Raw genomic sequence first — 24634 nt, 5'->3', positions numbered from 1 at the left:
TCGTCTGCACGACTGCCGGCCTCGGCGCCGCCGACCGGCCGGTTTTTTTCGCCGCCGCCCGAAGCCCGGGTAATGACCGAGACGTTCGACAGCATCTCGTCCGAGGCCATCAGGTCTGGGCGGGCGACAGACGCGTACTTCGACCGGACGGTGGAGGCGCTGGACCACGCCGGGCGCAACCCCGACGTGGTCGCGGAGGTGACTGCCAACCAGTTCCCGACCGGCGAGTGGCACCTGCTGGCGGGGCTGAAAGACGCTGCGGCCCTGCTCGAGGGCCGGGACCTCGAGGCCGACGCCCTGCCGGAGGGGACGCTGTTCGACGGCGGGCCGGTCCTTCGCATCGAGGGGCCCTATCGGGATTTCTGCCGGCTGGAAACCGCCCTGCTCGGCTTCCTCTCACATCCGACAGGGATAGCGACGCGCGCGCTCGAAGCCCGGCGGGCGGCCCCGGACTCGACGGTGCTTTCCTTTGGCTCCCGGCACGTCCACCCCTCGCTGGGCGCGATGGTCGAGCGGTCGGCGCTGCTGGGCGGTATGGACGGGTTCTCGAACGTCGCGGCCGGCGACGTCATCGGCCGCGAGGCGGGCGGGACGATGCCCCACGCGCTCATGATCTGTTTCGGTCGCGGTGAGCAGGAGAAGGCGTGGCGGGCCTTCGACGAGGCGGTCCCAGAGTCGACCCCGCGAATCGCGCTGGTCGACACCTACTCCGACGAGGTCGACGAGGCCCTTAGAGCGGCCGAAGCCATCGACGACCTCGCCGGCGTCCGCCTCGACACGACGGGGTCGCGGCGGGGCGACTTCCGCCACATCGTCCGGGAGGTCCGCTGGACGCTGGACGCCTACGGCCACGAGGACGTCGACATCTTCTGCTCGGGCGGGCTCGGGCCCACAGAGCTACGGGAGCTGCGGGACGTGGCCGACGGCTTCGGCGTCGGGAGCTACGTCTCGAACGCCGACCCGCTGGATTTCGCGCTCGATATAGTAGCGGTCGACGGCGAGCCCGCGGCCAAGCGCGGGAAGCTCACCGGCCGGAAAGCCGTCTACCGAACCAACGAGGGCGGCCACCACATCGGGCTGGCCGACCGGGCCGGCCCCGACGACGCCGAGTCGCTCATGGAACCGCTGATTCGCGACGGCGAGGTCGTCCGCGAGTTCGACCTCGACGCGGCCATCGAGCGGGCCCGCGAGGACGCCGACCGCGTCGGCTTCGAGAGTATCGACACGAACACAGACGTTTAGACGCCGAGGAGCGAACGGGCGGGCATGGTAGACCGAATCATGCGGGTCACGGCGTACACGACCTTCGACCTCCTCGACGGCGAAGTCGAGGGCCACGGCTTCGAGGAGGAGGCGATGGCGGTGCTGAACGTGACCTCGCCGAAGAAAAATCCCGACCACGTCTCGGTGCAACTGGAGATGGACAACACCCAGGTCGACAACGTCGAGCCCCACGCCGACACGGTGACCCTCTCGCCCGAGCAGGCCCGCGAGATGGCCGCCGAACTGGAGAAACACGCCGACAAGGTCGAGGCCGCCCAGTCGGAGTAAGCGAGGTGTCGAGCTATGCGAGACACCTCGATGCTGAACGGCGACCCACGGGAGCCGTGAAGCGAGGGCGGTCCGTTAGCACGACCATTGCCTGACTGCGGGCGATTCGAGGGATTTGAACGACCCGGTAGTTCTTTGATGTGTCGTACCATACCACGGCATATGTCGACCGACACGCCCGGCAACCCCGCGGCGCGGGAGCTGGGGTACTGTCCGTGCTGTGGGTATCGGACGCTACCGGAGGGACAGCCGGGGTCTTACGAGGTCTGTCCGGTCTGTCACTGGCTCGACGACCCGACGCAGTTTGGCGACATCGACTACGTCGGCGACAGCAACCACGTCTCGCTGTCGACGGCGCGGGAGAACTTCCGCGAATACGGCGCCTGCACGCCCGAGGAGGCCGACAGCTGCCTCGACCCCGACGAGTTCGACCGGGATCCGAACTGGCCCTACGACCGCTAGCCAGCCAGCGCGATGTCCAGATACAGCATCACGATAGCGCCGGCCATCAGCCCCAGCGTCGCGACCCGCTCGTGGCCGCTCCGGTGGGTCTCGGGGATTATCTCGTCGGAGATGACAAAGAGCATCGCGCCCGCGGCAAAGCCCATGGCGTAGGGGAGCAGCGGTTCGACGGTCGCGACGGCCACAGCCCCCAGAATCGCGAGCGGAATCTCGACGACACCCGACCGCAGCCCGGCCACGACGGCGTAGAGCCGGCGGTCCAGTCCGGCGTTGACCGCGGCCACCGACACCGCCAGCCCCTCGGGGACGTTCTGGATACCGATGGCGAGCATCAAGGAGACGGCCGCCCCTAACTTCGAGGGGTCACTCGCCGCCGCGCCGAAGCCGACGCCGACGGCCAGCCCCTCGGGCATATTGTGCAGCGTGATTGCGAGGATAAAGAGGACCACCCCGGTGAGGCGTTCCTCGTCGACGGGGAGGTCCTCGCTCGGCTTCGCAGCGTCCGAGCGCTTGCTCCCGGTCAGCAGGTAGTGGGCGTGCGGGACGAACCGGTCGGCCTGGTCGAGAAACAGCGCACCCAGCGCCACACCGACGAGCGTCGGCACGGGGTTACCGTCGGAGTACACCTCGATGCCGGGGATGATGAGACTCGTGAAGGCGGCGGCGAGCATCACGCCCGCGGCAAAGCCCAGCGCCGCGTCAAGGGCCCGCTCGGAGGGGTCGCGCCAGACCAACACCAGCGACGCCCCGAAGAGGTTCATCCCGGCGATGACCAGCCCGCCGAGCAGGCCGAGCACCAGCGGATCCGACCCGCCGACCGACGATATCGCCTCGACGAGACCTGACTGCATCGTCCCGTGCTGTGTGACGCGGGGATTAGTAGCTACCGCTCGGTGAGGGCGAGTCAGAACGGCCCGTCGGCCCGTTCCAGCCGCCGCATCTCCATCGCCGAGGTGAAGTCCTCACGGGCGACGACGTGGGTGCCCTCGGGGCTCTCGACGAGCGCGGACGTCGCCCGGCCGGTGTCGAGTTCGACCAGCGCGTCGAAGGCGGACATCGCCGAATCGAGCCGCGGGAGGTCCGTCACCATCAGGTCGGCGACGGTGTCAGCCTCGCGCTGGGCCTTCGAGAGCTCCCTGAAGTCCGCGACGGTGACGACGCCGACGACCTCGCCGTCCTGCGTGACCGTAAACTCCGTCGAGCGCTCGGCGAACATCCGGTCGACCAGCTCCTCGACGGTGGTGTCGGCGTCGATAGAGAACCGCGTCGGCTGGGCGACGTCACCGACGGTCAGCCCCTCCAGGAGGTCCGCCAGCGCGACGGTCCGGGACTCGCCGCTGGCCGCAGCGTAGATGAACAGCGCAAGCAGCAGCAACATCGGCGCGAAGTTGAGCACGCCGACGACGGCAAAGAGGATGGCAAAGGAGGTGCCGATGCGGGAGGCGGTGCGGGTTGCCGACGCGTAGGACCGCTTTCGCGCAAGCAGCGACCGCAGCACGCGCCCGCCGTCCATCGGGAACGCCGGCAACATGTTGAACCCCGCGAGGACGAGGTTCGTCACCGCGAGCCAGCCGACGACGAAGAGCGTCACCGTCGCGTTTGCCGGCAGGGCGACCAGGATGGCGTAACAGGCCACGCCGGTGAGAATACTCGTTATCGGCCCCGCGACGGCGATCCAGAACTCCTTTTGCCACTCCCGGGGGAACGATTTGAAACTCGCCAGCCCGCCCAGAATCCACAGCGTGATGGACTCGACCTCCAGGTCGTAGCGCATCCCCGCCCAGGCGTGGCCCAGTTCGTGCAGCGTGACGCTGACGAACAGCCCGACCGCGGCGAGGGTGCCGACGACCCACGGCGTCGACCCGGCAAGCAGGACCGAGACGTCTAGTTCGGTGCCGGCCAGCGCGCCGACGACGCCGGCGTAGGCCGCTATCTGGGCCCCGCTGCCGATGAGCCACGCCAGCACCGGCAGGAAGACCAGCAGCGAGATGTTGACCCGTATCGGAATCCCCCAGACCGTCGTGATGTGGAAGTTTCGCACGTGGGGACCGAGGGCGTGACGGCAGTAATAGCTTCGGCGACAGGTCGGAGGGAAAAGAAACACAACGGGCACCCGAGACACTGCTATCTGTATGGAGCTGTCGGTGCGGCGCGTGGTCGGCTACGTCCCCGTCACAGTGCTCGGTATCGCGTGGGTCAGCGGCGTCCTCGCGGCCGAGGGGATCAGGTTCCACGACGTCTTCGAGTTCGAGGGACTCCTGTGGTTACTGAACCCGTTCACCTACACCGTGAACATGCTCTTTCACGCGGACTGGGGCCACTACGCCGGGAACATGCGGCTGTGGCTCCCCCTGGGGGTCCTCATGACCTGGCTCACCAGCAACCGACACGTCCTCTGGCTGGTGGTCGCGATCGGTTTCGGAAAGACCGCGACGGGCATTCTCATCCAGGGGCCGACCGTCGGGATGAGCGGCGTCGTCTTCGGGGTCGGCGCCGCGGCGGTCGTTCGGTCGACCGGGTACGCGCTGCAGGACTCGTCGCTCGAGACGCTGCAAGTCATCGTCGTCGGCCTGCTGACGCCGCTGGCCACCGGATTCCTCATCGTCATGATATTCGCCGGACAGCGGTGGATTGCCGACTTCTCCCATTTCCTCGGCTTCCTCTTCGGGGGCGCCATCGAAGCGATGTACGTCTTCGACGAGCACGAGACCGACACCGACGACGGCGAGGGGCCCGCGATTTCGAAGACCATTGGTCGGTGAGCGCCGGAAAACACAAGCCGGCAGCGTCCCCAGGGCCAGCCATGCCCGACTGGAGCGTCTATCTGGTGACCGGCGAGTCGCTGTCGGCGGGGCGGTCCACCCGCGAAATCGTCGAGCGAGCCATCGACGGGGGCGTCGGCGTCGTGCAGTTGCGCGAGAAAGAGCGGACCGTCCGGGAACGGTACGAGATGGGCCGTGAGATTCGCGAACTGTGCCGCGAGGCCGGCGTCACCTTCGTCGTCAACGACCGCGTGGACCTGGCGGCGGTGCTAGACGCCGACGGCGTCCACCTGGGTGACGACGATCTGCCCGTGCGGGCCGCGCGCCGACTGCTCGGTGCCGAGGCCGTCATCGGCCGGTCGGTGTCGACCGTCGACGCGGCCGAGGCCGCCGAGGAAGCGGGTGCGGACTATCTGGGCGTCGGCACCGTCTATCGCACCCAGTCGAAAGACGACATCCCCGAAGCGGAACACGGCGTCGGCCCCGAGCGCGTGGCCGAGATCGCCGAGGCCGTGGATATCCCCATCGTCGGTATCGGCGGCATCACGGCCGAGAACGCCGACGCGGTGGCAGCCGCCGGCGCCGACGGCGTGGCCGTGATTACGGCGATTACGCGGGCCGATGACCCGGAGGCGGCGACGGCGGCGCTGGGTGAGGCCGTCGAGCGGGGGAAACGGGAGCGGGTGTAGACGCCGTCACCCCGACAGCTTCCGCCGGAGTCGCCGCTCGTCCACCCGGTACTTGAACGCCGGCGAGCCGTCGAGCAGGACGTAGGGCACGCGTTCGCCGTACTCCTCGCGGAGTTGCTCGTCCGTGTCCACGTCGACCAGGTCCATCGCCACGTCGACGCCCTCCTCGTCGGCGACCCGTTCGATGGTGTCGATGGCTTCCGCACAGAGGTGGCAGTTCTCGCGGGTGTAGACGGTGACCGAGACGTCGCTCATCGCCGGAGCGTAGGCGCCCGACGCTAAAAGGTCCACAGATTGCGAGGATTTCTGTACGTGGGGAGCCAAAATCCGAATATGTCACGCTGGATAGTCGAGGAGATGTCGCCGATGGAGGGGGAGACGGTGGTCGTCACCGGCGCCAACAGCGGGCTCGGCTACGAGGCGACCAGGGCCTTCGCCGACGCCGGCGCCACGGTCGTGATGGCCTGCCGGAGCGAGGCGCGTGGCGAGGACGCCGCGACGGATATCCGCCGCGAGATACGGGGCGGGAATCTGGAGGTCCGGGTCTGTGACCTGGCGGACCTCGACAGCGTCGCGACCTTCGCCGAGGGGCTCCGCGAGGCGGCCGACGGCATCGACGTGCTCTGTAACAACGCCGGCGTGATGGCCATCCCCCGACAGGAGACGGCCGATGGCTTCGAGATGCAACTCGGCGTGAACCACCTGGGCCACTTCGCGCTGACGGGCCACCTGTTGCCCGACCTCCGCGCGAGCGAGGGGGAGAGCCGCGTCGTCACGCAGTCCTCGCAGGCTCACACCGCCGGCGAGATGGACTTTTCAGACCTGCAATCCGAACGCGAGTACGGCAAGTGGTCGGCCTACGGCCGCTCGAAGCTGGCGAACCTCCTCTTTGCTTACGAACTGCAGCGTCGACTGGACGACAGCGGGGCCGATATCACGAGCGTCGCCTGCCATCCGGGCTATGCCGACACGGACCTGCAGTTCCGTGGACCCCGGGAGATGGGGTCGAGCGTGCGGATGGCCGTGATGAAAGCCGCCAACAGGCTGTTCGGCCAGTCGGCCGAGCGCGGGGCCTTGCCGATGCTGTATGCCGCCACCAGCGACGCGGTCACGGGCGGCGAGTACGTCGGTCCCAGCGGGTTCATGCGAATGCGCGGGTCACCCGAGTTCCAGACCTCCAACGGCGCCTCACAGGACGAGGCCGACGCTGCGCGGCTCTGGACCGTCTCCGAGGAACTGACCGGCGTCGAGTACGACTTCGAGTAGCCGAACCAGCAGATTTTCACGTGGTGACGCGAAACGCCCGGCCAGCCTATGCAACCGGTCGAGATAGCGCTGCGGCTGCTCGCCGGGGTCGCGCTCATCCTCGCCAACGGCTTTTTCGTCGCCATCGAGTTCGCGCTGACCCGGGCGCGGCAGTTCACCGAGTCGGAGTTCGTCGGCGACGGCCACCCGGCGCTGGAACGGGCCTGGGAGATGACGGGCGACCTGGAGATATACCTGACGAGCTGTCAGGTCGGTATCACGGCTTCCTCCATCGCCGTCGGTATCGTCGCCGAGCCGGCCCTGGCCGCGCTGTTCGAGCCGGCCTTCGCGGGGTCGCGACTGGCCGGTATCGGTCTGGGGGCCGCCATCGCCTTCGCCATCATCAACCTCGTCCACCTCACCCACGGCGAGCAGACGCCGACCTACCTGGGCGTCGAACGGTCCCGTTTCGTCTGTCGGTACGGGGCGACGCCGCTGTACTGGTTTGCCAGACTCATCTCGCCGCTCATCGCCGTCGGCGACAGCGTCGCGAAGTGGACGCTTGGCATCTTCGGCATCGAGATGTCCGGCGCGTGGCTCGAGACGGAGGAGGACGTCATCGAGAGCCGCGCGGATCTGCGCAACGAGCTCCACGCGACGCTGGCGGCGGGCGACCTCTCGGAGGAACGGCGCGAGGAGGTGCTGGCGGCGCTCGACGCCGACGACCAGCAGGTCCGGGACGTGATGGTCCCAGCCGAAGACGTCGTCGCGCTCTCGACGGCCGAAAGCGACGCCGAGAACGCCCGCAAGGTGGCCGAGACGCCACATACCCGGTATCCGCTGATAGGGACAGACAGCGACGACCTGCTGGGCATCGTCTACGTCCCCGAACTGCTCCGAGCGGCGACCGAGGCGGCGGGCGAAGGCGACCTGCTCGCGGGCGTCGACCTCGAAGCCGTCGCCGCGCCGCCAATGACCATCTCGGCGGACACGAGCGTCAGCGACGCCATAGACCGGTTCCAGGCCGAGAGCCAGGAACTGGCCGTGGTGCTGGCCGAGGGCGAGGTCGTCGGACTGCTCACCGTCACCGACGCCCTGGAGGCGGTGGTCGGTGATATCCGGGACCCGATGGACGAACAGGCCGGGGTGGCATAGCGAGGGACTGAGCGAAGCGAAGTCCCTCGAAAGCGACGCGGTGACCGCAGGGAACCGCGGAGCAGTAGCGAGGGCCCTCGAAGCGAGGCGACGCGTTGACCGAGCGCTATCGCGGCGGCGTGTAGAAGTTCACCGTCGCCAGCGGTTCCTCGCCGTCGTTTGCGATGCCGTGGCGCTCGTCGGCCTCGATACGGAGCAGGTCGCCGGCGTCGATGCGCTGCTCGTCACCGTCGACCGTGGCGACGCCGGTGCCCGAGACGACGAACAGCCACTGGTCGCTGTCGGGGTGGTAGTTCTCCGGCCCGCCGACGCTGCGGCCGGGTTCGACGGTCATCTCGGCGGCCTGTGCCTCGTCGGTCTCCATGACGACCTCGAAGTAGCGGTCGAAGTCGAGGTGCGTACGCTCCATGTCGGTGGATGGGCGGCCGTCGAGGTGTGGCTTTCGACGGCGAGCCGTCAGTGTCACACGCGCGGGCGACGGCCGTCTGACGAGGGTATTTATCCGGTCGGCACCGCTCAAAACCCATGGACGAAGCGTTCCTCAACCTCGAAGAGGTCGACGTCGAGCTAGACGAGGCGCTGCTGGAGGCGGTCGACGACAAGGCCTTCGCGGACCACCGGGACAACCGGGACGCGGCCATCCGGGACCTGCTGGATGAGTGGTTGAAACAGCGGGCCGACGGCTGACGGTGTGCTCGGAGTCGACCTGACGCTACCGGCGTGCTGTCGGCACGAACCGACGCCGACAGTCACCCGCGTTTCTTTTCCATTTCCGTGACGACGACGTCCCAGTCGGGATGCTCGGCGCCGTTGCGACACTCCCACGCGCCTTCGACGTCGATACCGCTGGTGTGGGCCCGGTGCAAGAGCGCCTGCAGTCTGGTGTGGAGTTCTCGCTCGGAGGATACCGCTGTGTCGCCGTCGGTCATAGCTGACAACCCGTCCCAGTCGGGGCCTCTGGCCGCTGTGTCGCCGACGGTGACACGGCGACCACGCCGTCGCCGGACACCGTGACCGTATACGCAGCGACGTCGAGTGTGACCGCAACCGCGTCACTGTCTGCCTCTCCTCCAGCCACGAGCGCGTCGAGTGCGTCGGCGTCGATGGTCTGCTGCAGCGGCTGCAGTTCCATCGGGTCCGTCTCATTCACTTCCGACAGCGCCGCGACCACAGCCATGCTGGCCGGCGTCGTGTCCTGCTCGTACTCGAACCGGTGGCAGTCGGGACCCGTCTGGGACTCCAGCGGCTCCAACTTGACACCGGCTAGTGTAACTACCATTACACCGACCGTAGCGCCCAAATCCGGTTTAATCTGAGCACTTACTATACAGGAGGTATTTATGTCCGAGCGGTGACTGGTCGGTCGGCCTACTGCTGTATCAGCGTCCCGCCGATGAGTCGCCGGTGGCCGCGTCTGAGACGCGAGGAGAGCGACTGCTGGGTGATACCGAGCTCCTCGGCGATATCTTCGAGCGACGCCGTCCGCGGCGAGTCGAAGTAGCCGCGTTCGTACGCCAGCACGAGCGCCTCTCGCTGGGGGTCGGTCAGTTCGTAACTGTCCCCCTGAAGCGGGAGCAAGGCGTGAACGGCCGTGACTTCGAGCGAGATATCGTGGTCCTGACAGAGCGTGCGAAACTCGCTTATCGCCGCCCGGTCCTCGCCCCTCACCTCGAAGTCCCACCCGTCTTTGGTTCCGACCCCCGAGAGAACGACGACGTTGGCCTTCCCCAGAGCACTCAGAATGCCGAAGTACTCCGCTTCCCATTCGGCACGCATGAGGTATTCGTCCTCGACGCTGTCGATGAGGTCGACGTCGACCACGCCGGCGTGGGCTTCGAACGCGGCTTCGATGTCGCTGGCGTCGGCGCCACGGACCCAGAAATAGGGGATTATCAGCGTGTCGTGTGGGATGAGTCGCTCCAGTTCCACAGTCGCCTCCGTGAGGTTCTCGAACACAGTCCCCAACGGGAACTCGTCGGCCGGACTGGTGAACTCGATGACAGTCGCCATACCGATGTATTCGGCCCGAGACGGAATAATCCACGAGCGTGACACATCATGCCCGAGACGGTAGCGCTGGCCCGAGAGTGGCGTGCTGTTCGGGTCGCACTGAACCACACCCGGCTCCCGAACCGGGTCACAGCTCGACTGTCTCGCCCAGCGTCGGCGCCGACGCCTCGAACCCGTCCTCGCGCAGCTCCTCGGCGAAGGCGGCGGTCCAGTCGCCGTGGACGGCCAGCACGGGGATGTCGCGGTAGCTCTCCAGAAAGCCGAGCAGGCCCTGTCTGTCAGCGTGGGCGGAGAACTCGTGGAGTTCGACCTGGGCGCTGACGGGCATCACGCGACCGTCGAGTTCTGCGCTCCCGGTGTCCAGCAGCGAACGGCCGGGGGTCCCCTCGACCTGGTAGCCCGTCAGCGCGACCTTGTTCGTGGGGTGGTGGCGGATGGCGGGGACGTAGGTCATCGCGGGGCCACCGTTGAGCATCCCACTCGTCGTGATGATGACGGTGTTCTGCTCGGCGATACGCTTGCGCTGGCCGTCACGACCCGTTACAAACCGGGCGCTCGATGTCGCCCCTCGCAGCGCGTCGGCGTCCCGCAGGAACTCGGGATGTCGTTTCAGTTGCTTGGTCACTCGCTGGCCCATTCCGTCGACGTAGCAGTCGATGTCGTGGGCGTTACACACGAGCATCGCCTCTTGGGTCCGACCGATGGCGAAGGCGGGGACGACGACGGTGCCGCCCTCCCAGACCGTCTGTTGGACGCTGTCGGCGAACCGTGTTTCCACCCTGTCGCGGGCCTCGTGGGTCACGTCCGAATAGGTGGACTCACAGATGACCGCGTCGGCGTCGGGTCTGGCAGTGGAGGGCGCGACGAGGCGCTGGTCGCCGGTGTGGAAGTCGCCGGTGTAGAGCAAGCGTGTGTCTCCATCGTCCACCAGCACGTGGGCGCTGCCGGGGATGTGACCCGCGTTGTAGAGCGTTATCTCGTAACCGGCAGCCTCGAACGAGTCCTCGTAGCCGTGGGTCTCGGAGGCCTGGGTCAGCCGGCGCACGTCGGTGTCGGTGAACGGACAGCGCGGCGTCGAGCCGTGGAGTTTCAGCGTGTCCTCGGCCAGGGTCGTCGCCAGCTCTCTGGTCGGCGGCGTCCAGTGGACCGGCGGGAGGTCACCACTCGACATGAGCGCCGGCACCGCGCCAGCGTGGTCCAGGTGGCCGTGGCTCACCACGACGGCGTCGGGGTCAACGTCACCGACCGGGTACTGGGGCGGGGACTCGCTGGCCATTCCGTAGTCGAGCAACAGCGAGTCGTCTACGAGGACGGCGCTGCGCCCGATTTCGTCGGCCCCACCGAGGAACTGGACCTCCATTGAAGTCTCATAGACCGCGACGTGGTTTGCCTTCGTCGGTTCCGGGCAGCAGTAAGGTGAGCCAGACCGCAAGCAGCCAGAAAGCCCCCGTGTTCTCGACTCGCGCGGCTCGCTGTCGTCCGAGAGGGCGGAGCCCTCTCGTGATCACGAAAGACGCGTCGCGTCTTTCGAACGACGCGCCTCGGCCTTTGGCCTGCGGTGCTTGCGTCGTCCTCAGAAATCTTCGATTTCTGATGGGCTGCGGTAGAGCTCCGCTCTACCGAACGCCGTGCTTCGTCGAGAACACGGCCCCTTTCAGTCCCACCCATGCCGGCTGACCAACCGGCTACGGGTGGAATGAAAGGGGTGGCTGGCTTCGGGAACTCCGACGAAGCAAGCACGCGAGCAAAGCGAGCGCGCACAGCGAGGCGCGGGACCGAAGCCAGCCGGGGCTTTCTGGCTGTTCACGGTGTGGTTTACAATCGTCGCTAGCGGAGCTTTCTGGCTCTCTGCATCGTTCGCTAACGAAGCAAATACGGCTGTACCCTCAGGCTATCGTAACAGCGCCGTCGGTCGCCGGGCGGCGTCCGCGACGGACTGGTCGTCCGCGACGGCCGGCAGCCGGAGCGTCGCGATGGTCCCGTCCTCGGCCGAGAGCTGGAACGAGCCGCCGTACTGCGTGACGACCCAGTTGACGAGCCAGAGCCCGAGCCCCTTCCCGTGTTCGAGCGGGGTCTCCTGGCCGGCCTCGACGACGGCGACCTCCATCGGCGGGATGCCGGGGCCGTCGTCGGCGACGGTCACGACAACCCACTTGCCCTCGTCGCGGGCCGAAAGCGAGACCGTGGTGTGGTCGTCGGGGTCGTGCGCGACGGCGTTGGTCACCAGCTCGCCGATGGCGGTCTCCAGCTCGGTGCCGGCACAGATGTCCCGGCCGGTGTCGACGCTGACATCGACCGTCGTGCCCTCGCGGTGCCGGTCGGCGACGCCCGAGAGGAGGTCGGTCGGATCGATTCGGTCCGGGTCGCGGGCCGTCTTCGCTATGTTCTCCAGCTCACGGGCGCGCTCGCTGAGCGACACCAGCCGACGGAGCGGCCGTCGTATCTTCGCCTGGATGTCCATCCCCTCTGGCGGGTCGTCGATGAAGTCGGTGTACCCCTCGATGACGGTGAGTTCGTTGCGGAGGTTGTGCCGGAGCACGCGGTTCAGCAGCTCCACCACACGCGTGATGCGCTGTTGCTCGGTCACGTCCTGCTGGAAGCCGAGATAGTGGGTCACCGTCCCGCTCTCGTCCTCGATTGGCGTCACGGTGACGCGGTTCCAGAACGGCGTCCCGTCGCGCCGGTAATTCAACAGCTGGACCGTCATCGGCCGGTTCGCGTCGATACCCTCTCGAATCGTCGCCACGGCCTCGGGGTCGGTGCCCGGGCCCTGCAGCATCCGGCAGTTGTTCCCGAGTATCTGGTCCGTGCTGTAGCCGGTGACCGCCTCGAAGGCGTCGTTCACGTAGACGATGGGGTTGTCCGGCGCGGTGGCGTCGGCCATGGTAATTGGGACCTCGGCGACGTCCATCGCCCGCGTTCGGAGCCGAAGCTCCGGCTCGCGGGCCTTGCGGCCTGTGATGTCGCGGGCGACGCCCTGGACGGCCGTGACGGCGTCGTCGTCCGTGATGGGCGTCGCGTTGACCTCCATGGAAACCTGGTGGCCGTCCCGATGCGTGAACGCGATTTCCAGTCCCTGGACCGTCTCGCCGTCCAGCAGCCGCGCGAACGCGTCCATAGCCGCCGGCGTCGTGTCGTCGCTGACGAGCGTCGCGAAGCTATCGCCCACGAGTTCGTCTGGCTCGTAGCCCAGCACTCGCTGAATCGCGTCGGAGACGTAGGTCAGTTCGCCGTCGGTGTCGATGCGGTAGAGGACGTCGAAGCTGTTCTCCGCGATACCCTCGAACCGACGTTTCTCGGTCGCTATCTGGGCCGTCCGTTCGGCCTGCTCGCGCTCGTATGCCCAGCGCTCGATAGCCCGGCCGGCCAGCCGAGCGACGAGTTCGACGAACAGCTCCTCGGCCTCCGAGAACGGTCGCTCACGGGGCTCCGGGTCGGCGAAACAGACCGTCCCGTAGACGTCGTCGTCGACCGTGAGCTTGCAGCCGATGTACGAGCCGAGTCCGAACGCCTCGACGGCCTGCTCGGAGATATCCGGCGAAGCCTCGGCGTCCTGTACGCACAGTTGGCCGTCCAGCTGGACGGTCCGCCGACAGTAGGCCTCGTCCAGGGGGCACTGCTCGCCGGCCTGTATCGCTTCGTGGTCGCCGACAGCCTGCTCGATGTACTGGGTCCCGTCTTCGATTCGCGTCAGAAACCCGATGCCGACACCGAGGCGACCCATACCGGCCTCGAGCGCGGCATCGACGGCCGCTTCGAGTGACTGGCGCCGGTCAGCGAAGGCTTCGTACACCTGCTCGCGATGGGCCGCCTTGGAATCCGGCTGGGTCATGGGGGAGGGGACTGTTTCCCGTTCGTTGGGATTGGACAGGTATAGTCTCTCTGCCGGTAGAGCCGGCAATAGCGGTACTGAAACGCGCACGCCCCTCGTACACCATGGTCAGTCTGCTGTTACCACGATGCATTGGACTGCGGCCGTGAGATTCGGTACCACCGGTTATGTGGGCTGATAACACTACCACATAAACAATTATTATGATTGGCGTTCAATGTGTGGTTGCTATGGCAACACGCCAGCAAACCCCGACCACGTACCACACGTGCACATGCGGCGAGGAGTTCGAGACGACGGAGGCACTCCTCGAACACGCACGAGAGGCTCACGGGCTCTCAGTATTCTGAGGCTGGCGCGCCGTTTTTCGGTCGCCGACGCGCCTAGGACTGCCTGTCCACGTCCGGGCGGACGCTGAACCGCGCGTACCCACCGTGAGAGATATCCAGCGCCCCAAGCCACCAGTTCCACCGCTCGGCCAGTGAATACTCGCCGGGAGCGTCATGCAGGTTCTCGACGACCGTCTCGACGGTCAGTTCGCCGCCGAAGTCCGCGTCAAACTGCCCCCCGTCGGCCATGTCACCGGCCTGTCGTGCCACCACCGCGGCCGCCCCTGTGTCGTCGAACGTCTCGGACAGTACGCGTTCGAGTTCCTGTCGGTCCACACTGCTTTCTCGGTAGCTACGGCCTTGAATCTACGGCTCGGCGTACCACCACTTTCACGGAACTCGTGACCCCAGAGAGAGGATTTCCGAGTCCCAGTATCAGGATAATAGAAAGTTTAACCCAGTTGCGTATACAACTGTATAGTATGGCCACGGCCGTCAAGATGGATGAAGAGACGAAATCCCGGCTTGAGGAGTTGCAGGCCGAAATCAAACTCAAGACGGGGACCAAAGTGACCCAGCAGGAGTTACTGGCTCGTCTAGTCGAGTCGGCTGTCGAATCGCGTGCGGAGTTCATCGATTCGTTCCGCGACGGCACGGCGACACTCAGTGAGGGGGAACTCGCGGCGTTCAACGAGGGCCAGATTAGCTCGGGTGTCGAGACCACAGAAGACGATATCGACGACATCCTCTACCGATGAGCGTTTTCATCGATACGGGCGTATTCTACGCGCATCACGATACCGACGCCAACCGGCACACTGTCGGGATGGACGCACTGAATACCGTGCTCAAATCGTCCGAGTACGGATACGTACTGACGAGTGACTACGTCTACGACGAGGTCGTAACGCTCACGCACCGGCAAACGGGCGACATCGCTGCCGGAATCGAGGTCGGCCGGCGTATTCGTGGTGAGGGGTATCCCGATGCAATCGATATGCTACACAGCTCACGGCAGCAGTTCACGGATGCGGTCACCGCTCACCAGAAGTACGCCGAACACGGGCTCAGCTTCACCGATGCGATGACAGTCACGCTGGTCGACCACCACGACATCGACGCGGTCCTGAGCTTCGACGATGACTTCGACGGCGTCGTTGATCGCCTCGATCCGGCGACAGTTGCTGGCCCCTGACTGTCCCGTTTCGAACGAATTCGATACCACGAGAGTCGCCTTTCGGGGCGAACATCGACGATATCACTGGCCTCGTCTACGACCAGCTACCCGACCAGCACACGAAAAAATCGACGTGGTTAGAACGACCTAGTTCCCTTTCTCGATGGGCGCGCCGACGAGGTTGCCCCACTCGGTCCAGGAGCCGTCGTAGTTGACGGTGTCGTCGTAGCCCAGCAGCTCGTGCAGCGCGAACCAGGCGACCGAGGAGCGCTCGCCGATGCGGCAGTAGGCGACCGTCGTGGAGTCGCCGTCGATGCCGTACTCGCCGTAGAGCTCCTCGAGCTCGTCGTAGCTCTTGAAGGTGCCGTCGTCGTTCGTGACGGCGGCCCACGAGATGTTCTCCGCGCCGGGGATGTGGCCGCCGCGCTGGGCGGTCTCCTGGAGTCCGGGCGGTGCGAGAATCTCGCCGGAGTACTCCTCGGGCGAGCGGACGTCGACCAGCGGCAGGTCCTTGTCGACGGCGTTCTCGACGTCGTCGCGGTAGGCGCGGATGGACTCGCGCGGACCGGACGCCGTGTAGGTGGTCGCCGAGAACTCGGGGACCTCGTCCGTGGTCTCGTAGTCGTTCTCGACCCAGTACTCGCGGCCGCCGTCGAGCAGCTTCACGTCGTCGTGGCCGTAGTACTTGAACTGCCAGTAGGTGTAGGCGGCGAACCAGTTGGAGTTGTCACCGTACAGCACGACGGTGTCGTCCTCGCTGATGCCAGCCTCGCCCATCGTCGCCTCGAACTCGTCTTTCGAGAGGATGTCTCGGGTCGTCTGGTCCTGCAGGTCTGTCTCCCAGTTGAAGCCGATGGCACCGGGCGCGTGGGCCTCGTCGTAGGCTTCCGTGTCGACGTCGACTTCGACCAGCCGGAGGCCGGAGTCGTCGTCCTGGAAGTCGTCCAGGTGCTCGCTGGCCCAGTCGGCCGAGACGAGCACGTCGTTGGCGTAATCAGTCATAATGCGTTGAACCCTTGGCCTACCACACATATATTACCACGAGTGGCGGCATGGACGGCCACTCCTCCCCTGTGACGGCATATGTTGCCCCTACAACAGGAACGAGTATTGTCAACGTGACTCATTATGTCGCCCTGAAAAGGCAGGCGTGAGGCTGTCGCCGGAGAGACGGGCTGAAAGAGTAGGCAACAAATGTCGGTATCTTCGAGCGGCCTGTATCCGAGTTTTCAAGCAGTCGGAGGCGGAAGCGTCGATAATGACCGATATCGCCTCCGCCGACTGGGTGGCGGACAACCTCGACGAGGTACGCGTCGTCGACGTGCGCGACGGCTGGGAGTACGACGCGATGGCGCACCTTCCCGGTGCGGTCTCGATTCCGTTCGACCGCTTCCGGAAGGGGTCGGGCGACAGCGAGGGGATGCTGCCCAGCCACAGCCAGTGGGCGTCGCTGCTCGGCCCGGCCGGTATCAGCGCCGACAGCGAGATAGTCGCCTACGACGACCACCACGGCGTCTTCGCCGCTCGCTTCCTGGTGACGGCTGAGCTGCTGGGTCACGACCCCGAGAAACTCTATCTGCTCGACGGCGACTTCTCCAGCTGGCAGCTCGGTCATCCGACGAGCAACGAGGCGCCCGACGTCACAGAGACCGACTACAGCGTCGACCCGCCCGAGTCGACGCCGCTGGTCGACGCCGACCGGGTCGCCGCCGCCAGCGACGACCCCGACGCCGTCCTCGTCGACACCCGCGACGAGTCCGAGTACGCCGAGGGGCACATCCCCGGCGCCGTCCTGCTCGACTGGCGCGAACTCGTCGACGACGAGACGCGGGGACTGCTCCCGCGCGAGGACGCCCTGGCCGTCCTCGAATCGGCCGGCGTCGTCCCCGAGAAACGCGTCGTGCTGTACTGCAATACAGCGCGACGCATCAGCCACACCTACGTCGTGCTCCAGCATCTGGGCTTCGAGGACGTGGAGTTCTACGAGGGCAGTCTCACCGAGTGGGAGGCCCAGGACCGGCCCCTGGAGCGGGACTGAGAGGGAACTCGGCCCTGCGAGTCAGGCCTGCGTGTCGGCATGCGCCCCGTTCTCGTCCGCCAGCAGCTGCACTGCTTCCAGCAACAGCGCGACCACGACCGGCCCGGCGATGAAGCCGATAATCCCCAGCGAGAGCACCCCACCGGTGAAGCCGACGAAGTAGAGGCTGGCGGGCATCCCGGTCGTGTAGCGGGCCAGCCGCGGGCGGATGACCGCGTCGGGCAGGAAGCCCACGAGTGTGAGCCCCAGGACGGTGATAACGACCGCGCCGACGGCGTCGCCGGCGATGGCTTCGGACGCGGCGATGGCGAGGATGACGACGCTCGGCCCGACGACGGGGACGAACTGGAGGATGCCGGCGACGACCGCCAGCGCGAACGCGCCGTTGAGCCCCAGGACGGCGAACAGCGCCCACGCCACCAGGAAGGTGCCAAAGGCCGTCGCGGCCTGCAGGACGTAGATGGCATACAGCGTGGACCGCACCCGGGTGTGAAAGCGAGTGACGATATCGTGGTAGGGCTTCGGGACGGTCCGGTAGACGACTTTCCCCGGGGCACTGGGCTGCCAGAGCATCGCGTAGAGGAGAATAGTAAAGAGGACGGCTTTCAGCGCGAGAATCGGCGTCTCGCTCGCGAGGTCCACGGCCACGTCTGCGGTCGCGTCACGAGCCGTCACCAGCGCCGACTGCACGTCGATGGGGTAGCTGAACTCCCCCACGGCGACGGTGACCTCGTCGGGGAGGCGCTGGAAGAAGACAAAGAGGTCACGCCGGCGGCGATACAGCACGGCGACCAGCGGGACGAGGACGAGCGAGCCGGCGACGAAGGCGATAGCCGTCGAGACGGCGGCCGCGAGCCGCTTCGAGAGCCCCTGGTCGACGAACCACTCCGACAGCGGAAAGAGGACGTACGCGACGGTTATCGCGAAGAAGACGGTCGCCAGCACGCTCGATAGCAGGACCGTCGAAAGCGTTACCAGCAGGACGAGCAGGCCTGCAAGGACGTACGTTCGCTGGCGAATCGACACGAGATACCTTGTCGAGTGGTTACCAAAAGGGTTCCTCCGCTAGCAGTGTGGTTCAGCGATCTGGTCCACAGTCCTATGAACAGCCAGAAAGCCCCCGCGCTCTGGACTCCCGCGACTCGCTGTCGTCCGAGAGAGCTTCGCTCTCTCGTGATGACGACTGAGGCGCACAGCGAGCCTCCCGAGTGTAGCAGGCCGGGGCTTTCTGGCTATTCGCACCGTAGTTAGCGGACACTGCTAGCGGGGCTTTCGAACAGTTCAGCGCTCCACAGAGTTCTAAAACGTTGTTTTCAGGGCGCGACACCGACGGTGACGAGCGTCCCGAACTCGCGGTAGCGTTCGACCATCGCCTCGCGGGTGTCCCAGTCCTCGGTGGGGAACTCGCTCGCGGGTGGAATCTCTATCTCGCGGTCGGGGACGTTGTCCTGGGCGGCGACGGCCAGCCCGGCCTCGCGGAAGGCCTCGCGGTACTCGGCCCCGCTCCAGCGGGTCATCGGCACCTCGACCAGTTCGTCCCACGCGTGGGAGTGGACGTTCTCCTCGTAGTAGTTCACGGCACAGTGGAAGGTCCCGCCCGGGCGCAGGACGCGGACAATTTCGTCGAGGACGGCGTGGGGGTCGCTGGCGTAGTAGAAGGCCTCCATCGAGAAGCAGTGGTCGACGCTGTCGGTCTCGAAGGGGAGGTGTTCGAAGTCACCCACCAGAAAGCCCACGTCGCCGTCGTCGGTGTAGGAGCGGGCGTTTTCGGCCATCGCCGGCGAGGCGTCGATACCGTAGGCCCGGCCGGCGTCGGCGGTCTCTTTCAGCGCGCGGCCGGCGTAGCCGCTGCCCGAACCGAGGTCGAGGACGGTGTCGCCGGCCTCGACGGGCATCCGCGCGAGGACGTGCTTTGCGGTGTGCCAGTGGCGGTCTTCCATCCCGCGGTCCTTCCCGCGGGCGGCCCAGTCGTCGAACTCGTCGCTAACGCTCATACACCCGCTGGGGGCGACGGGGCAAAACGCCCTTCGACTCGTCGCTACTCGCCGGTCCGGACCACGTACACCACGGTGCCGGCAGCCAGAAGCGTGGCCAGCAGCGGCAGATAGCTCGATACGGACGCCCCGGCCAGGACACTGCCCCCGACCCAGCCCACTGAGAGGCCGACTAGGACGCCAAACAACACGATCACCGGTGCAACGTCCTCCGGAACGGCGTTGGTGAGTGTACTGTTCATAGACAGGTATGTAGGCCAGTCCCAGATAAATCATATGAGTTTAGAGACAGTACCCGGCGTGATGGGAGTGCAGTGGCTGGCCGCCGGCTACCGGGTGTCTCGCCATCCGTGGAGTCACCGGCCACGGGCTGACCCAGTAGCGTTTTCCGGGGTGGTAGCACAAGAGAAGGTATGTCCCGCCGTCGCCGCTATCGAGTCGCCGACACCGCCCAGCAGGTGGTCGGCGGGTTCCTGCTGGCCGGCCCCTTCGTCGTCACCGAGGAGGTGTGGGTGCTGGCGGCGAACATGTCGTGGGGTCACGCGGCCGCCGTGGTCGCTATCGTCTTCGCCATCGGCTACGGCGCGCTGTACAAGGCCGACGACGACCGGGACCTGGAACGCGAGGCCGAGGTGGCCGGCGTCCCGATCCGGTTCGTCTCGCTGATGGTCGTCGCCTTCGGCTCCGTGGCTGTGCTGGCGACGGTGTTCACCGCGCCCGAGGCGTTCCTCATCGAGGGCGGCATCCTCGAAAATCCAACGCAGACGGCCGTCGCGCTGACGACGCTGAAAGCCGTCGCTGTGGGCGCTATCTTCAGCGTCGTCGGCGCGGCGACCGCCGACAGCGTGTTCTGAGCCGAGCGGGCCGCCCCTCGCAAAAGTTAATGCCCGTCGCCACGCCCTTTCCGGCACATGGAGTACACGCTGGCTATCGACAACACGCCGGACACCGTGGCGGGGGGCACTGGAATCTTGCTGGTACATCCCAGCACCGGGGCGACCGACCGCCTCGACACCGATTTCCTCTCGACCGACACCGACGCGATGTTGGTCATCTCGACGCGGACCACCGCCCGCGAAGTCAAACAGAAACTGGAGTACTACGAGGTCGACGAGGAGCGCGCGACGATCCTGGATACGCTGTCGGTCGAGCGGGGCTACACCCGCCGCCAGTCCGACCAGGTCCGCTACGTCTCCGCGCCCGACGATCTGGCCGGCATCGTCGCCGAGACCGAGCGGTTCCTGCAGGACCACGACGGCAAGCTGCGCGTGAGCTTCGACTCGGTGACCGAACTCATCTACTACGCCGACGAACAGCAGGCACTGGAGGCCGTCGGCGACATCCTCGAACTCCTCGCCGACTACGACGCCGTCGGGATGTTCCACCTCGCCGGGGGCGTCCACGACGACGACACCGTCGCGCAGTTCCGCGAGCGGTTCGACGGCGTGGTCGAACTTGGCGAAGACGACAGCGTGACGAGCGATTTCTGAACGTCCGTGCCAACGTTTGGCACGACACCACAATTAAGACGGTATACTCCGTCTATCAGGGTGTATGCCGGAATGCCAGAACTGTGAGAATTTCGTAACTGCCGCATACGCGCGGGTTTTCACGCCAAACGGCGTCGATAAACCACGGGTCTGTCCGCAGTGTGAGGATAAGATACGCGACGGGGCCGACATCCGCGAGGCCCGGTCGACACGCAGATAACCGTTCTGTCCCGTGGCTGGGTCTGTCACGGGGAGCTTCTCCTACTCCAGAGCCGCTGCCAGACAGTCCCGTGCCGTCTCCAGTACTTCGTCGGCCCGTGATTCCTCGCGGGCCTCGGCGGTCACCCGGACCAGCGGCTGGGTGCCGCTGGCCCGGAGCAGGAACCACGCGTCGCCCAGGTCCACGCGGACACCATCCAGCGTCGTCACGTCGTCGTACTCGTCGAGCACCTGCTCGCGGACCCGGTCCATCACGCCCGCTTTGTCCTCGACCTCGACGCTGTCCCGGCGGATGGGGTAGGTGGGCACGTCGGCGACGCGCTCGGCCAGCGGGCGGTCGGCGTCCAGCGCGGCGATAGTACAGGCCGCGAGCGGGCCGTCTGGACAGAGCGTGTGGGCGGGCCATATCCACGCGCCGCTTGGCTCCCCGCCGAAGGCCACGTCGGGGGCCTCGGCGGCCTCGGCGACGTAGACGTCACCGACCGGCGTGTACTCCACGCCGACGTCTATCTCGGCGAGGTAGTCCGCGACCGCCAGGCTCGTGTCCACCGGCACGGCGACCCGCTGGCCGGGTTCGGCGGCCGCGCGGGCGAACAGGGCGAGCGTGACGTCGCCGGTGAGGTAGGTGCCGTCGCCGGCCACCGCCCGCATCCGGTCGGCGTCGCCGTCGTGGGCGATGCCGATGTCGGCGTCGCTCTCGCCGACGAGCGTCGACAGCGACGTGCAGTTCTCGGCTTTGGGCTCGCTCGGCCGGCCGGGGAACGCGCCGTCGGGCTGGGCGTTCAGCGTCTCGACGTGTGCGCCCAGCGATTTGAGGACGTCTACCGTGACGCCGCCGGCGCCGTTGCCCACGTCGACGACGACGCGGCTGTCCATCGACTCGCGGTCGAGTTCGGACCGGATGGCCTCGGCGTGGCGGGCGCGGGCGTCCCACGTTTCGAGGTCGCCGCTTTCGTCCCACGCGGCCGGTTCGAAGGTGTCGTCGGCGATGCGGCCTTCGATTCGGTCGCGGCCCTCGCCGTCGAAGGCCTGCCCGGAGGGCTGCCAGAGCTTCAGCCCGTTGTCCTCGGGCGGGTTGTGGCTCGCTGTAATCGAGACGCCGGCGTCGGCGTCGCGCCACCCCACCGCCCGGGCGACCGTCGGTGTCGCTGCCACGCCCACGTCGAGTACGTCCGTACCGCTCTCTCGCAGCCCCGCCACGAGCGCGGACTGGAGGAACTCGCCGCTCGCACGTGGGTCCCGGCCGACGACGACGCGAGAACAGTCGACGCCCAGTGCCCGCCCCAGCGACAGCGCCAGGTCGGCCGTGACCGTCTCGCCGACCGGCCCTCTGATGCCGCTCGTTCCGAAGAGTGTCATACGCCGACCGCGCAGGCCGCGGAAAAAAGTATACTGTTCGTACGCCGCGGGAGAACAAACGTTTTGTCCGCCTCCAGAGAGAGTCCGCACATGAAACAGGGCGGCTCCGACGCGGCGAAACGCGCGGCCGGCGAGTCGGCGGCCGAGGCAGTCGAGGACGGGATGGTCGTCGGCCTGGGTACCGGGAGCACGGCGGCACACGCCATCCGGGCCATCGGCCGGCAGGTCGACGCCGGCCTCGATATCGTCGGCGTCCCGACCTCCTTCCAGTCCCGCGAACTCGCCCGGGAGGCCGGCATCCCGCTTTCCGACCTGGACGAGGCGAGCGTGGACCTGGCCATCGACGGCGCCGACGAGGTGGCCGGCGGTGACCTGATAAAGGGCGGCGGGGCGGCCCACGCCCGCGAGAAGATCGTCGACGCGAGCGCCGACCGCTTTCTGGTCGTCGCCGACCCGACGAAGGAGGCCAGGACGCTCTCCCAGCCAGTGCCGGTGGAGGTGCTCTCGGCGGCCCGGACCACCGTCGCTGAGTCAGTCCGGGAGCTGGGCGGCGAGCCGACGCTGCGACAGGCCGAGCGCAAGGACGGGCCCGTCGTCACCGACAACGGGCACCTCGTACTCGACTGTGCCTTCGGCGATATCGACGACCCGGCGGCGCTGGGGCGGGAGCTGGCGTCACTCCCCGGCGTCGTCGAACACGGGCTGTTCGTCGGACTGGCCGACCAAGTCCACGTCGGCAGTGAGGACGGCGTGACGGTTCGGACGCTGTAGGGGGCTGGTGACGCTACGCAGACAGCGCTGTCGCTACGGGACGTTGCTGAAAGAAAAACGGGTGGAAGCGACCTTACAGGTCTCGCGGCTGGACTGTCTTTCGGTCGTTAGCGTCAGCTCGTCGAGCGGCGTCGGCGAGCAGTTCCTCGACTTCAGCGTCGAGTGCATCGTAGAAGTCCGACGCAACGTTCATGTCATCGAGCTCTTCCTTCACGGCGGCTTTGACGATTAGGTCTGCCATACACTGCGCAGTGCGAAGGGATTGTTTAAATACTTTCCCCAATTGGGTCGCTCTCACCGGTACTGACGGGGGTTTCAGGGCGTTTCGGCCATCGAGACCCATATAAATAAGGCCGATTTTTCCGCTATCGCGAGGGGTGTGGCCGTAGAATTGATATGTGAGGAGCAATCGCCCCTATCTCGCCGTCTCGCGCGCGCTGCCGTAGGAGACCGACGGATAGGAGTAGCCGGCCCTCGGAGGGGGGATATGCGAGAGATACTGGAGGCAGTCGCGGCGGGTGAACTGACCCCCGCCGAGGCTGAGTCGGAACTGGCCGGCTACGCCACGACCGGTGCCGGCCGCTTCGACGCGGCCCGCGAGGCCCGCTCGGGCGTCCCCGAGGCGGTGCTGGGCGACGGGAAGACACCCGAGGAGATAGCCGACCTCGCGGCGACGGCCGTCGAGACGACCGGGCGAGCGATCGTCACCCGCATCGATGCGGCCGGGGCGGTGGCCGTCCGCCGACAGCTGGCCGAGACCGCTCCGGAGGCCACCGTCCGGTGGGACGAGCGGGCGAACTGGCTCGTGGCCACAGTCCCCGCGTTCGAGCGACCCGACGTCGATGCCCGCGTCGGCGTCGTCACGGCCGGGACGTCCGACGCCGTCCCAGCCGGTGAGGCGACCATGATTGCCGGCGAGATGGGCGCCGACGTCACCCGAACCGACGACGTGGGCGTCGCCAGTCTGGCCCGGACCATCGACGCCGTGTCTCGCCTGCGCGAGCATGACGTCCTCGTCGTCGCCGCCGGTCGGGAGGGGGCCCTGCCCACCGTCGTCGCCGGACTGGTCGACACGCCGGTTATCGGCCTCCCCGTCTCGACCGGGTACGGCCACGACGGCGAGGGGGAGGCCGCCCTCTCGGGCATGCTCCAGTCCTGTACGGCGCTGTCAGTCGTCAACGTCGACGGGGGCTTTACCGCGGGCACGCAGGCGGGGCTCATCGCTCGACAGGTCGCGGCGGCGCGGGAGGAAAAATGAGCGAGGGAGATACTGCCAGCAGAACGTCATACCAAAGCATTTGGGTAAAGCAATATAGGACTAGAACACCTCTGATTGTATGTCGGCGGTGGTGTCGCCGACGAATACGATGCCCGAATGCAATCACTGCGGCGCGCACGTCTCAGACCAGTTCGCCCGTGTGTTCGCGGACGAGTACGGACACATCCGGGCCTGCCCGAACTGCTCGGCGAACGCTGGCATCGCCGAGGTGTCGAAAGAGCGCGCCCACGAAGTGTGATACGAATGGTTGTAGCTGTTTCCCGGTACTCGCC

The 24634-nt window shown here is 66.8% G+C and carries 34 protein-coding genes; 17 read left to right on the top strand and 17 right to left on the bottom strand.

Annotated elements, in window-relative coordinates; genetic code table 11:
- The first annotated feature begins 72 nt into the window (after positions 1 to 72).
- From P1K32_RS09360 to P1K32_RS09350, 3 genes are all read left to right on the top strand, one after another.
- Positions 73 to 1242: a nicotinate phosphoribosyltransferase gene (locus tag P1K32_RS09360; protein WP_276249469.1), complete on the top strand. Its 1170-nt coding sequence runs from the start codon at positions 73 to 75 to the stop codon at positions 1240 to 1242.
- Between the two features lie 24 nt (positions 1243 to 1266).
- Positions 1267 to 1551, top strand: coding sequence for a DUF6360 family protein (locus P1K32_RS09355; protein ID WP_276249468.1), 285 nt, complete (start codon positions 1267 to 1269; stop codon positions 1549 to 1551).
- A gap of 162 nt (positions 1552 to 1713) precedes the next feature.
- Positions 1714 to 2013 (top strand): CPCC family cysteine-rich protein, encoded by a 300-nt coding sequence (locus tag P1K32_RS09350; protein ID WP_276249467.1) that lies wholly within the window; start codon positions 1714 to 1716, stop codon positions 2011 to 2013.
- Here the strand turns inward: P1K32_RS09350 and P1K32_RS09345 are convergent.
- Positions 2010 to 2864 (bottom strand): ZIP family metal transporter, encoded by an 855-nt coding sequence (locus P1K32_RS09345; protein WP_276249466.1) that lies wholly within the window; start codon positions 2862 to 2864, stop codon positions 2010 to 2012. The two genes, P1K32_RS09350 and P1K32_RS09345, sit on opposite strands and share 4 nt — an antisense overlap.
- 53 nt (positions 2865 to 2917) lie before the next feature.
- A complete protein-coding gene (locus P1K32_RS09340) occupies positions 2918 to 4054 on the bottom strand; it encodes a site-2 protease family protein (protein WP_276249465.1) in 1137 nt (378 codons plus the stop codon).
- Positions 4055 to 4145: 91 nt separating this feature from the next.
- On the opposite strand from P1K32_RS09340, the gene P1K32_RS09335 reads away from it, so the two are divergent.
- Both P1K32_RS09335 and thiE read left to right on the top strand, forming a co-directional pair.
- Positions 4146 to 4775 (top strand): rhomboid family intramembrane serine protease, encoded by a 630-nt coding sequence (locus P1K32_RS09335; protein ID WP_276249464.1) that lies wholly within the window; start codon positions 4146 to 4148, stop codon positions 4773 to 4775.
- 41 nt (positions 4776 to 4816) lie between these two features.
- Entirely contained in the window at positions 4817 to 5464 is a 648-nt protein-coding gene (thiE, locus tag P1K32_RS09330) for a thiamine phosphate synthase (RefSeq protein ID WP_276249463.1), read from the top strand.
- Positions 5465 to 5470: 6 nt separating this feature from the next.
- Here the strand turns inward: thiE and P1K32_RS09325 are convergent, their stop codons facing one another.
- Positions 5471 to 5719, bottom strand: coding sequence for a glutaredoxin family protein (locus tag P1K32_RS09325; protein ID WP_276249462.1), 249 nt, complete (start codon positions 5717 to 5719; stop codon positions 5471 to 5473).
- Between the two features lie 78 nt (positions 5720 to 5797).
- Here P1K32_RS09325 and P1K32_RS09320 point away from each other — a divergent pair, with 78 nt between their 5' ends.
- Together P1K32_RS09320 and P1K32_RS09315 are read left to right on the top strand one after the other, a co-directional pair.
- The gene (locus P1K32_RS09320) at positions 5798 to 6730 is read left to right on the top strand and encodes an oxidoreductase (protein ID WP_276249461.1); all 933 of its coding nucleotides are present in this window, start codon (positions 5798 to 5800) and stop codon (positions 6728 to 6730) included.
- 48 nt (positions 6731 to 6778) lie between these two features.
- Positions 6779 to 7864, top strand: coding sequence for a hemolysin family protein (locus P1K32_RS09315; protein ID WP_276249460.1), 1086 nt, complete (start codon positions 6779 to 6781; stop codon positions 7862 to 7864).
- Between the two features lie 106 nt (positions 7865 to 7970).
- Here P1K32_RS09315 and P1K32_RS09310 read toward each other — a convergent pair whose 3' ends face one another.
- Positions 7971 to 8273, bottom strand: a complete 303-nt coding sequence (locus P1K32_RS09310; RefSeq protein WP_276249459.1) for a cupin domain-containing protein — start codon at positions 8271 to 8273, stop codon at positions 7971 to 7973.
- Positions 8274 to 8389: 116 nt separating this feature from the next.
- Here P1K32_RS09310 and P1K32_RS09305 point away from each other — a divergent pair, with 116 nt between their 5' ends.
- A complete protein-coding gene (locus P1K32_RS09305; RefSeq protein WP_276249458.1) occupies positions 8390 to 8551 on the top strand; it encodes a ribbon-helix-helix protein, CopG family in 162 nt (53 codons plus the stop codon).
- 62 nt (positions 8552 to 8613) lie between these two features.
- Here the strand turns inward: P1K32_RS09305 and P1K32_RS09300 are convergent, their stop codons facing one another.
- From P1K32_RS09300 to P1K32_RS09275, 7 genes are all read right to left on the bottom strand, one after another.
- Positions 8614 to 8793 (bottom strand): hypothetical protein, encoded by a 180-nt coding sequence (locus tag P1K32_RS09300; protein ID WP_276249457.1) that lies wholly within the window; start codon positions 8791 to 8793, stop codon positions 8614 to 8616.
- On the bottom strand, positions 8790 to 9143 hold the full coding sequence (locus P1K32_RS09295) for a HalOD1 output domain-containing protein (protein ID WP_276249456.1): 354 nt from the start codon (positions 9141 to 9143) through the stop codon (positions 8790 to 8792). Before P1K32_RS09295 ends, P1K32_RS09300 begins: the two co-directional genes overlap by 4 nt.
- Positions 9144 to 9232: 89 nt before the next feature.
- Positions 9233 to 9874: a helix-turn-helix domain-containing protein gene (locus tag P1K32_RS09290; RefSeq protein ID WP_276249455.1), complete on the bottom strand. Its 642-nt coding sequence runs from the start codon at positions 9872 to 9874 to the stop codon at positions 9233 to 9235.
- A gap of 127 nt (positions 9875 to 10001) precedes the next feature.
- On the bottom strand, positions 10002 to 11234 hold the full coding sequence (locus tag P1K32_RS09285; RefSeq protein ID WP_276249454.1) for an MBL fold metallo-hydrolase: 1233 nt from the start codon (positions 11232 to 11234) through the stop codon (positions 10002 to 10004).
- A 531-nt stretch (positions 11235 to 11765) separates the two neighbouring features.
- Entirely contained in the window at positions 11766 to 13706 is a 1941-nt protein-coding gene (locus tag P1K32_RS09280) for a PAS domain S-box protein (protein WP_276249453.1), read from the bottom strand.
- 119 nt (positions 13707 to 13825) lie between these two features.
- Entirely contained in the window at positions 13826 to 14023 is a 198-nt protein-coding gene (locus P1K32_RS17790; protein WP_379691037.1) for a hypothetical protein, read from the bottom strand.
- Between the two features lie 66 nt (positions 14024 to 14089).
- The gene (locus P1K32_RS09275) at positions 14090 to 14401 is read right to left on the bottom strand and encodes a WNWW family protein (RefSeq protein ID WP_473092381.1); all 312 of its coding nucleotides are present in this window, start codon (positions 14399 to 14401) and stop codon (positions 14090 to 14092) included.
- 116 nt (positions 14402 to 14517) lie between these two features.
- On the opposite strand from P1K32_RS09275, the gene P1K32_RS09270 reads away from it, so the two are divergent.
- Positions 14518 to 14793: a hypothetical protein gene (locus P1K32_RS09270; RefSeq protein ID WP_276249451.1), complete on the top strand. Its 276-nt coding sequence runs from the start codon at positions 14518 to 14520 to the stop codon at positions 14791 to 14793.
- Positions 14790 to 15230 carry a type II toxin-antitoxin system VapC family toxin gene (locus P1K32_RS09265; protein ID WP_276249450.1) on the top strand — a complete coding sequence of 147 codons (441 nt, stop codon included), beginning with the start codon at positions 14790 to 14792 and terminating at the stop codon, positions 15228 to 15230. The genes P1K32_RS09270 and P1K32_RS09265 overlap by 4 nt, the downstream gene beginning before the upstream one ends.
- A gap of 129 nt (positions 15231 to 15359) precedes the next feature.
- Here P1K32_RS09265 and P1K32_RS09260 read toward each other — a convergent pair whose 3' ends face one another.
- Positions 15360 to 16214, bottom strand: a complete 855-nt coding sequence (locus tag P1K32_RS09260; RefSeq protein WP_276249449.1) for a sulfurtransferase — start codon at positions 16212 to 16214, stop codon at positions 15360 to 15362.
- Positions 16215 to 16470: 256 nt separating this feature from the next.
- Here P1K32_RS09260 and P1K32_RS09255 point away from each other — a divergent pair, with 256 nt between their 5' ends.
- Positions 16471 to 17250 (top strand): sulfurtransferase, encoded by a 780-nt coding sequence (locus P1K32_RS09255; RefSeq protein ID WP_276249448.1) that lies wholly within the window; start codon positions 16471 to 16473, stop codon positions 17248 to 17250.
- 21 nt (positions 17251 to 17271) lie between these two features.
- Here P1K32_RS09255 and P1K32_RS09250 read toward each other — a convergent pair whose 3' ends face one another.
- The 3 genes from P1K32_RS09250 to P1K32_RS09240 all read right to left on the bottom strand — a co-directional run bounded on the left by P1K32_RS09250 (position 17272) and on the right by P1K32_RS09240 (position 19486).
- Positions 17272 to 18276 (bottom strand): AI-2E family transporter, encoded by a 1005-nt coding sequence (locus P1K32_RS09250; RefSeq protein WP_276249447.1) that lies wholly within the window; start codon positions 18274 to 18276, stop codon positions 17272 to 17274.
- 287 nt (positions 18277 to 18563) lie between these two features.
- Positions 18564 to 19244 (bottom strand): class I SAM-dependent methyltransferase, encoded by a 681-nt coding sequence (locus P1K32_RS09245; RefSeq protein ID WP_276249446.1) that lies wholly within the window; start codon positions 19242 to 19244, stop codon positions 18564 to 18566.
- Positions 19245 to 19288: 44 nt separating this feature from the next.
- Complete coding sequence (locus P1K32_RS09240) at positions 19289 to 19486, bottom strand: hypothetical protein (protein WP_276249445.1); 198 nt, start codon at positions 19484 to 19486, stop codon at positions 19289 to 19291.
- Between the two features lie 171 nt (positions 19487 to 19657).
- On the opposite strand from P1K32_RS09240, the gene P1K32_RS09235 reads away from it, so the two are divergent.
- The 3 genes from P1K32_RS09235 to P1K32_RS17785 all read left to right on the top strand — a co-directional run bounded on the left by P1K32_RS09235 (position 19658) and on the right by P1K32_RS17785 (position 20954).
- Positions 19658 to 20098 carry a DUF2391 family protein gene (locus tag P1K32_RS09235; RefSeq protein ID WP_276249444.1) on the top strand — a complete coding sequence of 147 codons (441 nt, stop codon included), beginning with the start codon at positions 19658 to 19660 and terminating at the stop codon, positions 20096 to 20098.
- Positions 20099 to 20155: 57 nt separating this feature from the next.
- Positions 20156 to 20734 carry a DUF7090 family protein gene (locus tag P1K32_RS09230; RefSeq protein ID WP_276249443.1) on the top strand — a complete coding sequence of 193 codons (579 nt, stop codon included), beginning with the start codon at positions 20156 to 20158 and terminating at the stop codon, positions 20732 to 20734.
- A gap of 64 nt (positions 20735 to 20798) precedes the next feature.
- Positions 20799 to 20954, top strand: a complete 156-nt coding sequence (locus tag P1K32_RS17785; protein WP_419181047.1) for a DUF7563 family protein — start codon at positions 20799 to 20801, stop codon at positions 20952 to 20954.
- Positions 20955 to 20995: 41 nt separating this feature from the next.
- Here the strand turns inward: P1K32_RS17785 and glmM are convergent, their stop codons facing one another.
- Positions 20996 to 22312 carry a phosphoglucosamine mutase gene (glmM, locus tag P1K32_RS09225; RefSeq protein WP_276249442.1) on the bottom strand — a complete coding sequence of 439 codons (1317 nt, stop codon included), beginning with the start codon at positions 22310 to 22312 and terminating at the stop codon, positions 20996 to 20998.
- 90 nt (positions 22313 to 22402) lie between these two features.
- Between glmM and rpiA the strand changes: the two genes are divergently transcribed.
- A complete protein-coding gene (gene rpiA, locus P1K32_RS09220) occupies positions 22403 to 23083 on the top strand; it encodes a ribose-5-phosphate isomerase RpiA (protein WP_276249441.1) in 681 nt (226 codons plus the stop codon).
- 73 nt (positions 23084 to 23156) lie between these two features.
- Here the strand turns inward: rpiA and P1K32_RS09215 are convergent, their stop codons facing one another.
- Positions 23157 to 23324, bottom strand: a complete 168-nt coding sequence (locus tag P1K32_RS09215; RefSeq protein ID WP_220588548.1) for a DUF1931 domain-containing protein — start codon at positions 23322 to 23324, stop codon at positions 23157 to 23159.
- Positions 23325 to 23570: 246 nt separating this feature from the next.
- Here P1K32_RS09215 and larB point away from each other — a divergent pair, with 246 nt between their 5' ends.
- Both larB and P1K32_RS09205 read left to right on the top strand, forming a co-directional pair.
- Positions 23571 to 24341, top strand: a complete 771-nt coding sequence (gene larB, locus P1K32_RS09210; RefSeq protein WP_276249440.1) for a nickel pincer cofactor biosynthesis protein LarB — start codon at positions 23571 to 23573, stop codon at positions 24339 to 24341.
- Positions 24342 to 24450: 109 nt separating this feature from the next.
- Positions 24451 to 24600 (top strand): DUF7563 family protein, encoded by a 150-nt coding sequence (locus P1K32_RS09205; RefSeq protein ID WP_324665626.1) that lies wholly within the window; start codon positions 24451 to 24453, stop codon positions 24598 to 24600.
- The last annotated feature ends 34 nt before the right edge of the window (positions 24601 to 24634 follow it).

Source organism: Haloarcula rara (assembly GCF_029338235.1).
Taxonomy (GTDB): domain Archaea; phylum Halobacteriota; class Halobacteria; order Halobacteriales; family Haloarculaceae; genus Haloarcula; species Haloarcula rara.
The sequence above is the reverse complement of the archived record's forward strand: the minus strand, read 5'-3'. Positions and strand labels throughout refer to the sequence as shown.

Coding starts and splice junctions, on each gene's coding strand:
- P1K32_RS09360 (WP_276249469.1), top strand. CDS start 73: ATGACCGAGACGTTCGACAGCATCTCGTCCGAGGCCATCAGGTCTGGG.
- P1K32_RS09355 (WP_276249468.1), top strand. CDS start 1,267: ATGGTAGACCGAATCATGCGGGTCACGGCGTACACGACCTTCGACCTC.
- P1K32_RS09350 (WP_276249467.1), top strand. CDS start 1,714: ATGTCGACCGACACGCCCGGCAACCCCGCGGCGCGGGAGCTGGGGTAC.
- P1K32_RS09345 (WP_276249466.1), bottom strand. CDS start 2,864: ATGCAGTCAGGTCTCGTCGAGGCGATATCGTCGGTCGGCGGGTCGGAT.
- P1K32_RS09335 (WP_276249464.1), top strand. CDS start 4,146: ATGGAGCTGTCGGTGCGGCGCGTGGTCGGCTACGTCCCCGTCACAGTG.
- thiE (WP_276249463.1), top strand. CDS start 4,817: ATGCCCGACTGGAGCGTCTATCTGGTGACCGGCGAGTCGCTGTCGGCG.
- P1K32_RS09325 (WP_276249462.1), bottom strand. CDS start 5,719: ATGAGCGACGTCTCGGTCACCGTCTACACCCGCGAGAACTGCCACCTC.
- P1K32_RS09320 (WP_276249461.1), top strand. CDS start 5,798: ATGTCACGCTGGATAGTCGAGGAGATGTCGCCGATGGAGGGGGAGACG.
- P1K32_RS09315 (WP_276249460.1), top strand. CDS start 6,779: ATGCAACCGGTCGAGATAGCGCTGCGGCTGCTCGCCGGGGTCGCGCTC.
- P1K32_RS09310 (WP_276249459.1), bottom strand. CDS start 8,273: ATGGAGCGTACGCACCTCGACTTCGACCGCTACTTCGAGGTCGTCATG.
- P1K32_RS09305 (WP_276249458.1), top strand. CDS start 8,390: ATGGACGAAGCGTTCCTCAACCTCGAAGAGGTCGACGTCGAGCTAGAC.
- P1K32_RS09300 (WP_276249457.1), bottom strand. CDS start 8,793: ATGACCGACGGCGACACAGCGGTATCCTCCGAGCGAGAACTCCACACC.
- P1K32_RS09295 (WP_276249456.1), bottom strand. CDS start 9,143: ATGGTAGTTACACTAGCCGGTGTCAAGTTGGAGCCGCTGGAGTCCCAG.
- P1K32_RS09290 (WP_276249455.1), bottom strand. CDS start 9,874: ATGGCGACTGTCATCGAGTTCACCAGTCCGGCCGACGAGTTCCCGTTG.
- P1K32_RS09285 (WP_276249454.1), bottom strand. CDS start 11,234: ATGGAGGTCCAGTTCCTCGGTGGGGCCGACGAAATCGGGCGCAGCGCC.
- P1K32_RS09280 (WP_276249453.1), bottom strand. CDS start 13,706: ATGACCCAGCCGGATTCCAAGGCGGCCCATCGCGAGCAGGTGTACGAA.
- P1K32_RS09270 (WP_276249451.1), top strand. CDS start 14,518: ATGGCCACGGCCGTCAAGATGGATGAAGAGACGAAATCCCGGCTTGAG.
- P1K32_RS09265 (WP_276249450.1), top strand. CDS start 14,790: ATGAGCGTTTTCATCGATACGGGCGTATTCTACGCGCATCACGATACC.
- P1K32_RS09260 (WP_276249449.1), bottom strand. CDS start 16,214: ATGACTGATTACGCCAACGACGTGCTCGTCTCGGCCGACTGGGCCAGC.
- P1K32_RS09255 (WP_276249448.1), top strand. CDS start 16,471: ATGACCGATATCGCCTCCGCCGACTGGGTGGCGGACAACCTCGACGAG.
- P1K32_RS09245 (WP_276249446.1), bottom strand. CDS start 19,244: ATGAGCGTTAGCGACGAGTTCGACGACTGGGCCGCCCGCGGGAAGGAC.
- P1K32_RS09240 (WP_276249445.1), bottom strand. CDS start 19,486: ATGAACAGTACACTCACCAACGCCGTTCCGGAGGACGTTGCACCGGTG.
- P1K32_RS09235 (WP_276249444.1), top strand. CDS start 19,658: ATGTCCCGCCGTCGCCGCTATCGAGTCGCCGACACCGCCCAGCAGGTG.
- P1K32_RS09230 (WP_276249443.1), top strand. CDS start 20,156: ATGGAGTACACGCTGGCTATCGACAACACGCCGGACACCGTGGCGGGG.
- P1K32_RS17785 (WP_419181047.1), top strand. CDS start 20,799: ATGCCGGAATGCCAGAACTGTGAGAATTTCGTAACTGCCGCATACGCG.
- glmM (WP_276249442.1), bottom strand. CDS start 22,312: ATGACACTCTTCGGAACGAGCGGCATCAGAGGGCCGGTCGGCGAGACG.
- rpiA (WP_276249441.1), top strand. CDS start 22,403: ATGAAACAGGGCGGCTCCGACGCGGCGAAACGCGCGGCCGGCGAGTCG.
- P1K32_RS09215 (WP_220588548.1), bottom strand. CDS start 23,324: ATGGCAGACCTAATCGTCAAAGCCGCCGTGAAGGAAGAGCTCGATGAC.
- larB (WP_276249440.1), top strand. CDS start 23,571: ATGCGAGAGATACTGGAGGCAGTCGCGGCGGGTGAACTGACCCCCGCC.
- P1K32_RS09205 (WP_324665626.1), top strand. CDS start 24,451: ATGCCCGAATGCAATCACTGCGGCGCGCACGTCTCAGACCAGTTCGCC.